Origin of the sequence: Bacteroides sp. HPS0048 (assembly GCF_964240755.1) — a bacterium.
GTDB classification, from domain to species: domain Bacteria; phylum Bacteroidota; class Bacteroidia; order Bacteroidales; family Bacteroidaceae; genus Bacteroides; species Bacteroides nordii.
The window spans coordinates 1-15,512 of the sequence record NZ_CAXSVC010000005.1 but is presented as its reverse complement, the minus strand read 5'-3'; the positions used below and the strand labels follow the sequence as shown (position 1 = coordinate 15,512).

At 35.7% G+C, this 15,512-nt stretch carries 12 protein-coding genes; 6 read left to right on the top strand and 6 right to left on the bottom strand.

Features of this window, described 5'->3' with window-relative positions; all coding sequences use genetic code 11:
- Positions 1-3: 3 nt before the first annotated feature.
- Genes ACESQI_RS05570 through ACESQI_RS05550 form a run of 5 tightly spaced genes read right to left on the bottom strand, consistent with a single transcriptional unit; the run spans position 4 to position 8,497 of the window.
- Positions 4-1,734 carry a RagB/SusD family nutrient uptake outer membrane protein gene (locus ACESQI_RS05570; protein WP_195349401.1) on the bottom strand — a complete coding sequence of 577 codons (1,731 nt, stop codon included), beginning with the start codon at positions 1,732-1,734 and terminating at the stop codon, positions 4-6.
- A 19-nt stretch (positions 1,735-1,753) separates the two neighbouring features.
- Entirely contained in the window at positions 1,754-5,098 is a 3,345-nt protein-coding gene (locus ACESQI_RS05565; protein WP_373125546.1) for a SusC/RagA family TonB-linked outer membrane protein, read from the bottom strand.
- Between the two features lie 32 nt (positions 5,099-5,130).
- Positions 5,131-6,693 carry a T9SS type A sorting domain-containing protein gene (locus ACESQI_RS05560; protein ID WP_002560682.1) on the bottom strand — a complete coding sequence of 521 codons (1,563 nt, stop codon included), beginning with the start codon at positions 6,691-6,693 and terminating at the stop codon, positions 5,131-5,133.
- Positions 6,694-6,747: 54 nt separating this feature from the next.
- Complete coding sequence (locus ACESQI_RS05555) at positions 6,748-7,893, bottom strand: FecR family protein (protein WP_373125545.1); 1,146 nt, start codon at positions 7,891-7,893, stop codon at positions 6,748-6,750.
- A gap of 28 nt (positions 7,894-7,921) precedes the next feature.
- Positions 7,922-8,497 (bottom strand): RNA polymerase sigma-70 factor, encoded by a 576-nt coding sequence (locus ACESQI_RS05550; protein ID WP_002560680.1) that lies wholly within the window; start codon positions 8,495-8,497, stop codon positions 7,922-7,924.
- A gap of 226 nt (positions 8,498-8,723) precedes the next feature.
- Between ACESQI_RS05550 and purT the strand changes: the two genes are divergently transcribed.
- The 6 genes from purT to ACESQI_RS05520 all read left to right on the top strand — a co-directional run bounded on the left by purT (position 8,724) and on the right by ACESQI_RS05520 (position 14,934).
- On the top strand, positions 8,724-9,890 hold the full coding sequence (gene purT, locus ACESQI_RS05545; RefSeq protein ID WP_251234946.1) for a formate-dependent phosphoribosylglycinamide formyltransferase: 1,167 nt from the start codon (positions 8,724-8,726) through the stop codon (positions 9,888-9,890).
- Between the two features lie 713 nt (positions 9,891-10,603).
- Positions 10,604-11,131 (top strand): UpxY family transcription antiterminator, encoded by a 528-nt coding sequence (locus ACESQI_RS05540; RefSeq protein ID WP_195660053.1) that lies wholly within the window; start codon positions 10,604-10,606, stop codon positions 11,129-11,131.
- Positions 11,132-11,135: 4 nt separating this feature from the next.
- Complete coding sequence (locus ACESQI_RS05535) at positions 11,136-11,606, top strand: UpxZ family transcription anti-terminator antagonist (protein ID WP_373125544.1); 471 nt, start codon at positions 11,136-11,138, stop codon at positions 11,604-11,606.
- A 398-nt stretch (positions 11,607-12,004) separates the two neighbouring features.
- On the top strand, positions 12,005-13,210 hold the full coding sequence (wecC, locus tag ACESQI_RS05530) for a UDP-N-acetyl-D-mannosamine dehydrogenase (protein WP_007485200.1): 1,206 nt from the start codon (positions 12,005-12,007) through the stop codon (positions 13,208-13,210).
- Between the two features lie 12 nt (positions 13,211-13,222).
- Positions 13,223-14,371 (top strand): non-hydrolyzing UDP-N-acetylglucosamine 2-epimerase, encoded by a 1,149-nt coding sequence (wecB, locus tag ACESQI_RS05525; protein WP_373125543.1) that lies wholly within the window; start codon positions 13,223-13,225, stop codon positions 14,369-14,371.
- Positions 14,368-14,934, top strand: a complete 567-nt coding sequence (locus tag ACESQI_RS05520; protein WP_373125542.1) for a hypothetical protein — start codon at positions 14,368-14,370, stop codon at positions 14,932-14,934. The genes wecB and ACESQI_RS05520 overlap by 4 nt, the downstream gene beginning before the upstream one ends.
- A gap of 143 nt (positions 14,935-15,077) precedes the next feature.
- Here the strand turns inward: ACESQI_RS05520 and ACESQI_RS05515 are convergent, their stop codons facing one another.
- Positions 15,078-15,278 carry a hypothetical protein gene (locus ACESQI_RS05515; protein WP_373125541.1) on the bottom strand — a complete coding sequence of 67 codons (201 nt, stop codon included), beginning with the start codon at positions 15,276-15,278 and terminating at the stop codon, positions 15,078-15,080.
- Between the last annotated feature and the right edge of the window lie 234 nt (positions 15,279-15,512).

The window sequence follows — 15,512 nt, the reverse complement described above, 5'->3', positions numbered from 1 at the left end:
TGTTTAAACAGGCCAGTTGGGATTCTGACCTAAGTTCGGATTTTTCATTCTCTCCATTTGTGGAATAGGCCATAAATAGTGTTTTTTCTGGTCGAATACGCGTGGTCCTGTTCCGTCTAAAGAAGAACCTTCAATGATAATATCTCCGTTTTCATTAACACGTTCGAAATTATGTTCCAGTCCTAAAGGCACGAATTTGTCAATGATGGCTTTTTTTACTCCTAAAGTTGATTGTGCCAGGCGATTGCCTTCCTTTAATCGCAAAATGTCCAGAAACCTTAACCCTTCAAAAGCCAACTCAATACGCCTTTCTCTCAGAATTTCCTTTTTGATATCCATATTCCAGTCTACTAACTCTGTTAGTATCATAGGGTGCATGCCTACACGATTTCTGAGTAAGTTGATGGAACGATCTATTTGTTGTTGGGTTACCTGTTCGTTTTGATAGTGATAAATAGCTTCAATATAATTTAGCAAAATTTCAGCATATCTCATAATGATGATGTCATTATAATCTTTACCTGGTACTCCTGATGTTGAAGCTGAAGAATATTTCTTAAAATAAAATCCGGTAAGCGTAACACTGCCGGTTCTTCCTTTGTTTACAAAGCGGGGAACCTCAAAAACATCAAAGTTATTAATACCATCATTTCCTCCCCACCAGGGTGAACCTGGCTTCATTATCGTTTGTTCCATTCGTGGGTCACGATTTTTCCAGTAATCGGCGTATTCCTCTTCTTTGTATAGCGGAGAGAGACGGACTTCAGGATTATTAGCATATTCGTATCCTCGCACGGCTGGTTTTCCGTCTATACACAAATAAGTATCTACTAACGATTTGGAGGGATTGAAACGATTATAGTCACTTTGACTCATTATTTCTGCCGAAAGATTGTGCATGCGTTTATCCTCTTTATATATCCCAGCCATCATGGTCTCTTTATTATTAATGTTTCCTTTTGTTTGATTGGCTGCCACTGTAAATAGATTGTAGTACGCTTCAGAATGTCCTCCTTCATTATACAGTTCGTATTTACCTGATTTCATTACACTTTCTGCTGCTTGATAAGCTATTTCCCACCTTTCATTAAAGAGAGCTATCCGTGATTTAAGCCCTAAGGCTGTCCATTTGTTTACTCTGCCGGAATTTTCACCGGTTGGTATGTCTTCGCCTAGTTTGGCTGCAGCCTGATCTAAATCATTGAGTATGTAATCTATAACTTCTTGCTTCGGAGTGCGAGGAGCTGTCATTTCCGGGTCCTCCGGAGAGAGTACCCTTGTAACTAAAGGGACATCTCCATAAAGACTTGTCAGATAAAAATAGTCCAAGGCTCTGATAACTTTTATTTCCGCTGCATATTTTTCTTTAACGGATTCTGAAATGTTAGCTTTTTTATAATTTTCCAGGAACTTGTTACAATAGAATATATTCTGATAAAAATAGTTCCACCAACTTGATACGGGAAACTGGATGGTATAAGGGTACACTCCGCTTGATATTTTGTTTAAGGCATTTTTGGGATCTCCCCACATTGCCGACTCTCCACATCCTTCTCCGAAATTAAGCATATCTTTTTGCATAATACTGTAGCATACATATGTAGCTCCCCGCAATTGACTTTCTGTTTCCCAGAAATTATTGTCAGAAGAAGCATCCAGCGGAGACAGATTTAGATCATAGCATGCTGTTAATGCAAAACATAATAATATTATTCCAATAATGTATTTTTTCATGTTATCAACTGTTTATTCATTATTTACTATTGAAAGTTATATTTGCACCAATCACAAATGTTTTTACTTGTGGGTAGTCACTTCCGTTTGTACGTCCGATTTCCGGATCGTAATATTTATAAAAACGAGTTGCAGTAAGCAGATTATCTGCTGAGAAATATACTCTCAGCTTACTGATATGTTTCTTTATTAACTTGTCAAATGGTATATTATAGCCTATTTGCAGATTTTTGAAGCGAAGATATGAGGCATTTTCTACCCAATAATCCGAAAATTCCCGGTTGTGTCCTTGCCCATAATAAAGTCGTGGATACGATGCATTCATGTTATCCGGAGTCCAGCGGTCCAGATGATCTCTTTTAGGAATGGAGAAGTCATCAATCAGTGCATGTCTTGCTTCATATCCCAAATAACCGTTCACTTTGCCTACTCCCTGAAAATAAGCTGATATATCTATGCCTTTCCATTCTGCATCCTGTTTCAGGGCAAAGTAATAACGCGGGTTAGGATTACCTATAATTCGCCGGTCGTCTCCATCAATCGTTCCATTATTTGTAATATCCATGTATTTTATATCTCCCGGCTGGACAATTGTTTTATAGGCATCCATTACCGGGACTTTAGGATTCATATATTTCTTTTTATTCTCATCATAGTATTCGAAATCCGAAGGCTGTAGTAATCCGTCTGTTACATACCCGTAATAAGCATTCAGAGGTTCTCCCACTTGCCTTAACTCTTCATCTATACGCGGGTTACTGTTTCCTAAAGATGTTACTTTATTTTTTACATCGGAGACGGTGGCCATTACACTGTAATTGAATTTACCGATTTGGTCTCTCCAGTTTAAAGTCATTTCCCACCCTTTGTTTTCAATACTACCCATATTTACTTCCGGTAAATCCTCTATTTTGTATACACCTATGATTGAAGAATACTCCGCCTTCAATAGTGCATCTGTGGTTTTTTTAAGAAATAAGTCGAGATTGAAATTTAATCGATTGTTTAAAAATCCCAAATCAATTCCTATGTTGGACATTTCTACTTTTTCCCATGTTAAATGTCTGTTAGCTGCTGTTCTCATATAAAATCCGGTTTGTTCTATTCCGCCTATGGGAGTTGACGGTATCGATTCTATTAAACCTAAGTAAGGATAATAGTTGCCATCTTTACCTACTCGTTCGTTGCCCAACATTCCCCACGATATCCTTATTTTACCGGAATTCAGAATAGAAGATAAAGATGACATAAACCGCTCTTCATTAAAGCGCCATCCCATAGAGAAAGAAGGAAATACCCCCCAGCGTTGTTCGGGTGCAAACCGGGAAGAACCGTCATTACGGATGTTTGCTTCGAAAAGGTATTTGTCTGCATAATTATAATTTAATCTTGCAAAGAATGAGCGCAGGCTGTTATGAGAGGAGTTAGCATCATTGGATATGTTCTCAATTCCTACATTCAGTGACTCCACTTCATCGCCCATAGGGAAGTTTTCTCTTGAGGCAGACACAAATTTACGTATGCTATATTCTTCATTGAATCCTGCTAATATATTAAAATGATGTTTTTCTAAATTAAACTTGTAGTTAAAATTAAACATTAAATTTTTGTTTTCACGGGAATAGTTGTTTTCTGCCAATTTAGATTTTATTTGATCGTTGCCCAATAAAGGAATTCCAAAACGGTCGTATTTTAATATACCTCTTTTGAAATTGTGGTTAGATATGCCTTGTTTATTATAGGTAAACTGAAAGTTAGCATCTAATCCTTTTATTATATGTAGTGAAGCAGAGACCGATGCTATAAGGTCCGTCAGCTGTTCCGTATTTTCTCCGCCATCCATGGCTACAGCCATTGGATTGTTTACTGAACCAACTCCCCATTCTCCGTTTTTATATTTAACAGGTACCAATGGGTCGATTCGGTTTGCCAATCGGAAAATACTGCCAGTGTCATCATAAGGAGAAGAGATATTTTTCTGATCGACGTAAGTAATTCCTGAATCTAAGTTTAATTTTCCATTAAAGAAGTCGGAATTAAATCTCATGCGGATATTATGCCGACGAGAGTTGAACGGATTGTTTATCACCAATCCGTCTTGTTTAAAAAAAGCATATGATACATAATATCCCAATTTGCCTGTGTTTCCGCTCAGATTGATATTATGGCTCTGTTGTGGTGCAGTTTTTCTGTAGATTTCGTTTATCCAGTCTGTATCGGCATATTCATCCGTATCAAAGTTTCCTGACCTATAGATATTTATAACAGCTTCTGAAAACAATTCGGCATCTCCTTTATTTTTTTTCGCTTCATTATGCAGTATCATATACTCATATCCATTTACCATTTCAGGTAGGCGAGTAGGGCGTTGTAAACCGTAATAGCCGGAGTAGCTGATTTGCTTCTTTGTTTCACCCGATGCTTTCTTCGTTGTAACCAGTATAACACCATTAGCTGCTCGTGCGCCATATATGGCCGAAGATGCAGCATCTTTTAATACGGAAATGCTTTCAATATCATTCGGGTTGAGTAAATCCATATCTCCTTCCACACCGTCAATCAGAATATACGGGTCGGCATTACTGGATATTGTTCCCAGTCCTCTGATTCTAATAGAAGTTTTATTATTGCCTGGTTGTCCGCTGGATTGTGTAATACTTACCCCAGGTAGCATTCCCTGTAATCCGGAACTGACATTCATGATAGGTCGGTTCTCCAAAGCATCTTGTTCTATGGAGTTAACAGCCCCTGTCAGATTGACCTTTTTTTGAACTCCGTATCCTACAACAATAACTTCATCAACAAGTTGCACATCTTCTTGAAGCACAATGTTATAAAAGTTTTTGTTGGCACTAAGCTCTTGTGTTTTATACCCAACAGATGAAACTGTAAATTTTGATTCGCATTCAAAAGAGAAGTTACCATCTATATCGGTTACAGTTCCTTGATTGCTGCTTGGGTCTATTATCGTTGCACCAATAATTGGATTAGAACTTGTATCTGTTACTATACCTGTAATCCGTTTTTTGCCTGGAACAGTTTTCTGTGGCGGAACATTGTCTTGATTGGGGATAATAATAATCTGCTTGTCTTCAATTTTATAGTGCGTATTACACATTTGAGTCAGTTTGGATAATAAGTCAACAATTTTGATTTTTTTTTCCTTCAGTGATATGTACATTTCTTTTTTTACAGAATAGTTGGAAAAGATAAGATTATATCCACTTTCTTTTTCTATAAGCAAAAATGCTTCTCTCAAAGGTGTATTATCAAAATTAATGTGAATCACTTTATTTATATCTTGTGCATTTAAATAAGTGAATGTCATGCAAAATACTGCAAGTAAAAATCGTATTTTTTTCATGATATATAAAACGATTACCAATGAATATTATGTCAGTTAAGTAGGAATTTAGTCGTTTTTCTGTTTGCTTGTTGGGTAAGCTCACAAGTGTATAAACCTTTTGGGTAAGACTCGAGGTTGATACATACAGTTGTTGTACCTGAATAGTTTGTATTCATGCAAAGTTGGCCGGATAGGGTATAGATACGGAGATTGAAATTACCTTCCGGACAAGAAACCATTAGCTTTCTGTCTTTTTGATACATTATAATATCATTGAAAAAGGTTTTCGTAACTCCTGTTGCAGAAGAGTATTCAACCGCTCCTATAGCCGGATGTGTTGAGCGCAAATGTCCCAACTGATCCATGGAAGGAATTTCTAATTTATCTTCTGTGAAAATGAAATTACCGGGTATGGTTGTGGCTGCTTTTCCTATTACTATACTACCTTCTGCTAAAGAAACAACTGGTAAATGATTGTTTGATATGTGTGGGCGATCGTTTGTTTCGGTACTTTCCATCTGCTGGAACACTGGCAGCTGAGTTGTGTAATCGTAAATCAGGCAACCTTCTTCTTTTCTATCGTCACATCTGCCTCCTTTTCCCCATATCGAGTTCAAAGCGTAAAAACGAACATCATTAATATCTGTTTCTTCTACTATATCGGAATGCTCGTTTTTATTATAATTGTATAACAATAGAGTATTAATTAACCATACAGAAGCTTTTTCCGTTCCTTTAAGAGGGTATAGATGGATAGCTCCGGCGCCATTATTAGCCTCGTTACCTGTGAATGTACAGTTTACAGCATAAATCAGCGGAGCATATTTGGCTGGTGTACTGACTTTGGTTATGGTACTTATAATGGCTCCCCCTTTTCCTGCATCTTGATATTTTTCTTCATTTTCTGCTTTTATAGCCCGGTTATTGGCAAAAGTACAATTGGTCAGTTTTACAACAGTGCTGTCTGCCAACCACATAGCAGCTCCCTGATTGCTTGTATAGTTGTTAATGAAACTACTATTGGTTATATCCAGGCGACTTCCTACTTTGGCTGCATATATGGCAGCTCCTCCCCGCGATTCTCCGATACTTTCATTACTATCAAATACACAATTCCGGATCACACAAGGGGTGTTTACAAATAATGCGGATCCATTTGTAATGCCACCAACTCCATTTTGTACGAATAAGCACTCTTCCAAAGTTAGTTTTCCATTATTCCGTATAGCCGTCATTTTGAATTTAGCAAATGTACAGTTTCTGAAAGTAATGTCAGCTGCTGTCATCACACCACCTGGATACTCTGTTGGAATTTCAAAACCTCTTTTTGCATAATCGTTTGTCGGAGCGAAGACTATATTTTTATTAGTCTTCACGTTTTTACCATTTATCACAAGTTGCTTTTCTGCAGAGAAAGTACATTGATTGGCAATCCGAATCGTATCTTCTGACAAATCGAATAAGATTTCGTCTCCGTCATTAGCATGTTTTAAGCAGTATAAGAATGAACCTTTATTTGTTTCGTCTGTAGAAGCCGATGTAACTTTAATAACTTTTGCTTCTATGTTGCTTGCAAGAAGCCCGGCAACAATAAAAATAAAATAGTTTTTCATAAGATCATTTTTTTTGAATTAATTAGATAGGTAAACAAGCTTGTTTTTCAATATTTATTTTACTATTAGTTTTCTGTTTTCTACCTCTTTTATCATTAGCTTTTCGCTGTGTGGAAGAGTTAGAAATAATATATTCAGCGTATTATGTATTTGGGACTTTAATGATAAAGTCCCAGTTAGTTCATAATTGTTTAATACCGGATTATCAATATCAATTTCATACCCATAAAATTCGGCTATGTGTCCGATTATTTCTTTTATAGGTTGTTGCTGAAACCTGATTTCTTTATCTTTCCAGGAGATATATTGTGTTGGGTCAATATTCATAATTTCTCCTTCTTTACGATCTTTATAATAAACATACATCTGTTCAGGTTTTATTAAAGTCCGTTCTTTGTCTGAAGAGATTGCTACACTTCCTTCAACCAGTACGGTAGAGAATGTTTTTTTTGTAGAGTAGGCCCGAACATTGAAACATGTTCCCAGAACTTGTACCTTTTTAGTACTGGTATTTACTACAAACTGATTTCCATTCTGTTTGCTAACTGATAAATAAGCTTCTCCATCCAAAAAGACATTTCTCTCGGATTTAGTAAATAATTGAGGAAATTCAAAAACACTTCCGGAATTTAAATGAATTTCGGTTCCGTCATTAAGTCGCATTTTTGTGAGTGAGCCTTGTTGAGTACAAATAAGATTATTTCTTATATTAGATTCACTGTTTATATACGTGTGATGATTTACCCAAAGTGTATCTTTTGATAGTATTATTTCATTTTCAAATTGATCTAACGGGATTTTTTGTCCGTCTGAAAGTAGTAATGTACCGGAATTTCGATATTCATTTCTATATTTTTCCTGAGAAGTTAATAATATACTTTCCGTATTCTGATTGTAGTTTACACTAAATAAAATTACCAATATAATTATTGCAGCCACTGCCGACAGAGCCCCAAGATAACTTATTAAAGTATACCTTTTACTTTTGTTTTTAATAGTCCTTTTTAATATCTGGTTAATATATTTCTGATCTTCCTGACTGGATTTACCGGCCCATACATCAATCAAAAGTAAACTGTCATGAAGCTGTTTCAGGTAATCTATATTTTGTGGATTATCTTGCAACCATTTATTTATTAGGTGAATTTCATCACGGTTAGCATTTCCTTTCAGAAAACGAATTAAAATTTCATCAGTCATATTATTTTAATTAATAGAATTGTGAATATTATACAACAAGGAATATAAAACAGGAGAATACTTCCATGTTTTTTCGAAAAAAAGCGAGTGTTTTCGTTATGTGGTATTCCACAGTTTTCACAGAAATTCCCAATCTGATAGCTATATCTTTGTTTTTCAGATTATATTTTCTACTTAAAATAAAAATCTCTTTACTATTTGAAGGTAAAGACTGAATAAGTGCCTGGATTTTTTGTATGTTTTCTTTTATAATAATATTTTCCAGAGAATCCTTCTCTAATAATTGCTCCATCAGATTTATTTTTATCAGTTCCGTTTCATAATCTTCTATATCTATTATATCATATCGTTTTTGTTTTAGATAATTGAATGCTTTATTTTTTGCCAGAACATAAAAATACTTATCGAAAGTTGTGTCATCTCTTAATTTATCTTTATTTTCCCACAGAGAGATAAGAATATCTTGTGCCAGATCTCTTGCTACTTCTACGTTGAAAATATAAGAATTAATCAATATGCTTAACTTTGGAAACCATTCCTTTACCAGTCTTCTGTAAATGTCAGGATTTCCTTGTTTGATTAGAATTATTTCAGAACATTTCATGCTTACATTTTTTCTGTGAAACAAAGTATTCTATATAAAGAACAACAAAAAAGTGTTGTACCCTAAATTCATTGATGTTTTTTTCTTAATTGGATTTACAAAAATATGATATTCTTTCTTTTTTGTTGTGTGATATTGGATTACTGTAAAAAAAAGAAATGAATGGAGAAATATCATTTGATTAATTTGTAATTTTGCAGCAATTAACGATAAAAACACTATTATAATGAAGAAAATACTTTTACTCGGTTCCGGTGAATTAGGAAAAGAGTTTGTTATTTCTGCCCAGCGTAAAGGGCAATATATTATTGCATGTGATTCGTATGCCGGAGCTCCTGCTATGCAGGTGGCTGATGAGTATGAGGTGTTCAACATGCTCGATGGTGAAGAACTGGAACGCGTAGTCAGGAAACATCGGCCGGATATTATTGTACCGGAAATTGAAGCCATTCGTACAGAACGCCTGTATGACTTTGAAAAAGAGGGAATACAAGTAGTGCCCAGTGCGCGTGCAGTAAACTTTACGATGAATCGTAAAGCTATTCGTGATTTGGCAGCTCAGGAGTTGGGCTTGAAAACGGCTAAGTACTTTTATGCAACTTCTCTGGAAGAATTGAAAGAGGCTGCTGCTAAAATTGGTTTTCCATGTGTGGTGAAACCATTGATGTCGTCTTCCGGTAAAGGTCAGTCATTGGTGAAAAGTGCCGATGAATTGGAACATGCCTGGGAATATGGTTGCAGTGGTAGCCGCGGAGATATTCGTGAGCTTATCATTGAAGAATTTATTAAGTTTGACAGTGAGATAACATTGCTTACTGTTACTCAAAAGAATGGTCCCACTCTTTTCTGCCCGCCTATCGGACATGTACAAAAGGGAGGAGATTATCGTGAAAGCTTCCAGCCCGCACATATTGATCCTGCTCATTTGAAAGAAGCGGAAGAAATGGCTGAAAAAGTGACTCGTGCTTTAACCGGTGCTGGTTTGTGGGGAGTAGAGTTCTTCCTGAGCCATGAGAACGGAGTGTATTTCTCTGAACTTTCTCCTCGTCCGCATGATACGGGTATGGTGACTTTGGCAGGAACACAGAATCTGAATGAATTTGAGCTTCACCTGCGTGCCGTACTTGGTTTACCTATTCCGGGCATCAAGCAGGAGAGGATAGGAGCCAGTGCTGTTATTCTATCAACAATTGCCAGTCAGGAGCGTCCTCAATATCGGGGGATGGAAGAGGTGACACGCGAAGAAGATACATATCTGCGTATTTTTGGTAAGCCCTTTACCCGTATTAATCGCCGTATGGGGGTAGTACTTTGTTATGCTCCTTTGGGTTCGGATTTGGATGCATTACGTGATAAGGCAAAACGAATTGCTGAAAAGGTAGAGGTTTTCTGATAATTATAGAAAATAGATAAAATAAGAGGGCTGCACATGCAGGATGTTTAATTCTGGTGTGTAGCCCTTTTGGTATTAACATTGTTAACGCCACATCAGGCATCCTATTCTTTATATTATAAAAGTACGTATTTTATAGGTGTAAATTATGCATATTAAATATGGGTTAATTAGGTAATTAACGGAGATTTAAATACGTTACTTTGTAATGAATAAATAGTATATAATAAAATGTTGTTTATCAATGAGATAATGTCCTGGAATACTATAAATATATATTCAATTCATTATTTATGATAAAGAGATAATTGATAATTTGTGGATTCTGATTGTTATTAAGAAAAGTGTTTCAATAAACGTTCGTTTAATGGCACAAAGGTAAAACGTATAATTAGAAGTACAAAATATTTCTATATATAAAATTCAAAATATTATTCTTTGGGTGATATACATCTTTGATATTCAACGATATGGAATTATAAAAAAATAATGTTTTTATGTATTCCTTCATCAAATATTTCTTTTAAAAGTACCTCAAAAAAAAGCGTTTCATTAAACGAACGTTTATTGAAACGTTTCTATCTTCTAAACGCTTCGTTTCCAATACTAAGTAGATTCTAAAAAGTTGACGGTTTGAAAGAGAGTTTATGTCTCGTTCAAGCCGCGAAGCGTACCCGGAACTAAGGAAATTTTCTTCCAATCATTTCTATTAAATGTCTGAACAACAGCAATATTGGTTTGCCGCTCGTACTCGCGACAAACAAGAATTTGTCACTCGGGATTCTTTAGAAAAATTGAGAATAAATATTAATCTGGAATATTATCTTCCTACTCAATTTGTCATTCGTCAATTAAAATACCGTCGTAAGCGTGTTGAAGTTCCTGTCATAAGAAACTTGATATTTGTTCGTGCCACTAAACAGGATGCCTGTGATTTATCAAATAAGTATGGTGTTCAACTTTATTATATAAAGGATTTTTCGACCCGTTCCATGCTTATTGTTCCCGATAAACAGATGGAGGACTTTAAACAAATTATGGATCTTAATCCCGATAATATCAGTTTTGATAATGAAGTCCTTACTGTCGGCAGTAAAGTTCGTGTGATGAAAGGCAACTTGTGTGGAGTTGAAGGTGAGTTGGCTTTAGAGGCTAATAAAACCTATGTCATCATTCGTATTGAAGGTGTATTGACAGCCAGCGTAAAAGTGGCGAAAAGTTATTTGAAAGTAATCAGTTAATTTTATGAATAAAACAGAAGAATTGCAGCAGCTTGCTCAAAAATCACTCTATTTGGGTTTGGATGGAGACCCAATTTATGCAGAGCATTTTAGTCGTTTGAATAAAGAAATTCAGATTCTTTCCGATGCTCTTTATTCTGCTAAGGGTGATACTCCCGAAGAAGAAGCCGGTATTTGCCTGGCTTTGTTAATGGGTTACAGCGCTACTATCTATAGTGATAAAGATAAGGAAGCGAAAAAACAGTCCATTCTCGATCGTGCCTGGGAGGTATTAGAGCAACTTCCTCCTTCTTTATTAAAATGTCAGTTGCTGACGTATTGTTATGGTGAAGTTTTTGAGGAAGAATTAGCACAAGAAGCTCATGCAATTATTGACAGTTGGCAGGGGCGAGAGCTGACGGACAAAGAGCAAGAGGTTGTTGAGAATCTTCGGAATTTGGAGGAAAATCAATATCCATATAGTGATTTTGAATAACGAATTTGTTTTATTTCTTTACAAATATTAGTTGAGAGTTTCATGGCTGATCTTTTCTTTGTTATATAATATGACTTTTTGATTTATTTCTCGTAGAGGATAATCCTTTTTCTCGTAGAGAATCGGGGTGTTTCTCGTAGAGTTTTTTATCGTTCCTCGTAGAGAAAAAAGTGCTAAGTGTAATTGTTTGATAACTAACGTTTTATATAAAGTTATAAATGTATCTATATTTCTCGATATAGAAATAGCACTTTTTTTAAGAAATCATTGTTTGGTATTTCTTAATTCGTTACAAATTGACTTTTACCTATATGATAACTGACCTGTATAAAAGTTTATGGTATATCTATATATTATAGGTCAACCCTACAAGATACTTACTTAAAATAGATACTCAAATGAAAGCTTGTTTTATGGGCTTAGGCTACATTGGCCTTCCTACTGCTATTATAGCAGCTAAACACGGTATTCAAGTTACCGGTGTTGATATTAATCCGAAAGTTGTTGAGATGACCAATCAGGGGCAATTACATATCATTGAACCGGGTATGCAGGAACTTCTTCAGGAAGTTGTTTCTGCCAAGCAGTTAAAAGCTTCTACTACTCCTGAAATCAGTGACGCCTATTTTATGGTAGTACCCACTCCCTTTAAGGGTAATCACGAACCGGATATTTCGTATGTGGAATCCGCAACCCGTGCAGTAATACCTTTGTTGAAGGAAGGTGACTTATATGTTATCGAATCTACTTCACCGGTAGGCACAACAGATAAAATGGTTCATTTAATATTTAGCCTTCGTCCAGAATTGGAAGGCAAAATATTTATAGCGTACTGTCCGGAACGTGTATTACCGGGAAATGTAATACATGAGTTGGTACACAACGATCGTGTGATTGGTGGTATGGATGAAGCATCTACAGATAAAGCAATTGAGTTTTACAGCCAATTTGTACAAGGTACGCTACATCGAACTAATTGTAAAACAGCCGAGATGTGTAAACTGACAGAGAATTCCTCGCGAGATGTACAGATAGCATTTGCAAATGAATTATCTCTCATTTGTGATAAAGCAGGTATTAATGTCTGGGAATTGATCAGCTTAGCCAATAAACATCCGCGTGTAAACATTCTCCAGCCGGGTTGTGGAGTAGGAGGACATTGCATTGCTGTGGATCCTTATTTTATAACAGCCGATTTTCCGATAGAATCTCAGATAATATCAAAAGCCCGTGAGATCAATAACTATAAATCTTTTTGGTGCGCAGAGAAAGTAGAAAACGCCATGTTGAAATTTGAGTTAGAGCGCCATCGCAAACCTGTTGTCGCCATGATGGGATTAGCTTTCAAACCGGATATTGATGATTTACGTGAAGCACCGGCAAAATACATCACAACAAAGGTGATGCAAAGTTGCAATAATGCAGATATATTGGTAGTTGAACCGAATGTGACAGAGCATAAAGTGTTTAAACTTACTGATTATAAAGAAGCTTATAAGCAGGCGGATATTGTTGTATTCTTGGTAGCTCATTCTGTATTTAAAGCTTTGCCTTATGATGACACAAAAGTGATACTTGATTTTTGTGGGATCTATAAAAAATAAGTATATATTATTATGAAAAAAATAATGTTAGTCTTCGGGACTCGTCCCGAAGCTATAAAGATGGCTCCATTAGTGAAGGAGTTCCAGAAGTATCCGGAGACATTCCAAACTATTGTATGTGTAACAGGCCAGCATCGTGAAATGCTTGATCAGGTACTTCATCTTTTCGACATTAAGCCGGACTATGATTTGAATATCATGAAACAGGGGCAAGATCTTTATGATGTCACCTCCCGAGTACTTTTAGGTATGCGTGACGTCTTAAAAGAAGCAAATCCGGATGTTGTCTTAGTACATGGTGATACCACTACATCCACTGCTTCAGCTTTAGCTGCTTTTTATCAGCAAATTCCTGTTGGCCATGTAGAGGCCGGGCTTCGTACCCATGATATCTATAGCCCCTGGCCCGAAGAAATGAATCGTTTGATAACCGGCCGTATTGCTACTTACCATTTTTCTCCAACTGCATTAAGTAAACAAAATTTATTGGATGAAGGGATAAATGAAGAAGCTATTACCGTGACAGGCAATACTGTGATTGATGCTCTTTATATGGTGGTAGATAAGATAAAATCGGATAAGCAGTTAGGAGAGGAGTTGGAGACCCTACTTCGTGAATCCGGTTATGACGTAAATCGTTTGAATGGTACTCGAAAGTTAGTTCTCATTACCGGACATCGACGAGAGAATTTTGGCGAAGGTTTTATTTCAATGTGCAGAGCAATAAAGGCCTTGACTGAGAAGTATCCGAATGTTGATTTTGTTTATCCGATGCATTTGAATCCAAATGTTCGTAAGCCCATTCACGAAGTATTTGGTGAAGACTTATCCGATTTGGATAATATGTTCTTTATAGAGCCATTGGAATATCTTTCGTTTGTTTATTTGATGGAGAAATCTACCATTGTTCTTACCGATAGTGGTGGTATTCAGGAAGAAGCGCCAGGACTTGGTAAACCTGTTTTGGTTATGCGTGATACTACGGAGCGTCCGGAAGCTTTAGAAGCGGGAACTGTAAAACTGGTGGGTACGGATTATGATAAGATTGTAAATGAAGTTTCTGCTTTACTGGATGATAGAGAATATTATGATAAGATGAGTAAGGCTGTAAATCCGTATGGAGATGGATTGGCGTGTAAACGGATAATAAATAGTTTATGATTGTTTTTTTTATCCTAAAGTCCTTTTATCGTTTTTTTGACTATCTACGTGGTGTTAAACTTTTTATTATAATAAATCTTTGTGGGGGTAAGTGTAGGAATATCCCTCGTATAGGGAAAGGGGTTATTTGGAAATACCCACCACATCAGAATATTATATTAGGAAAGAATGTTTATATAGGGCCATATTCATATATAGATGTACCATCTTATGCTTCTTTAAATATAGGTAGCTCTACTAGATTAACTCTTGGAGTAGTATTAGCTGCTAATAATAATATTTTTATAGGAGAGGATGTCTTAATTGCAGAGTATTGCTCTATAAGAGATTCTGAGCATTTGTATGCTATAGATAAGAAAATTAATGTTCAAGGACTAAAAACTGGAAAGATTGAAATAAGGAATGATGTCTGGATTGGAAAATCATCTTTAATACTTGGGAATGTGCTTATAGAAAATGGATGTATAATTGGAGCGGGGGCATTTGTTAAGGACATGAAATGTTTAGAGTATACAATAAATGTTGGTACACCTGTTGTTGTGTTAAAGAAAAGAAAATTTTAGATGCAAAATAAAATATTTGATAATAGAATATTTAAGGCTTTCAATCAAATGTCAATTGCAGGAATTTCAGTACAAATACTTGCATTGATTCTATCTCCTATATTGTCGAGAGTATATACTATTGAAAACTTTGGATTATTTGGCTATTTTACATCACTGACTTCATTAATACCTGTTTTCGCCTCTTTGAGATTAGAATTTGCATATTTTATAAAAAAGGAATATATAGAATATTTTCTTATTTCTTCAATCACTGTTTCATTGATAATATCTTTAATATCATCTGTTGTGGTATTTTGTTGGGTATCTACTGATATATCAGTGTTTTTATTGTTCAGTGGCATTTTCTTTACTTCAACTTATCAAATTTATAGTCAATTAACAATTGCTAAACTTGAATATAAAAAGCAATCTATAAGTCGTGTTTTTCAAGGGGTAGTACAGTATAGCTTAGTTTTAATATTTGGTTTATTTTATCCTAATAAAGGATTACTTATTAGATATATTTGTTGTAATCTGAAGTATCTTATTTGATTATCAACGCTTTGTAGAAAACTCGCATGAGAACGGGCAACGGA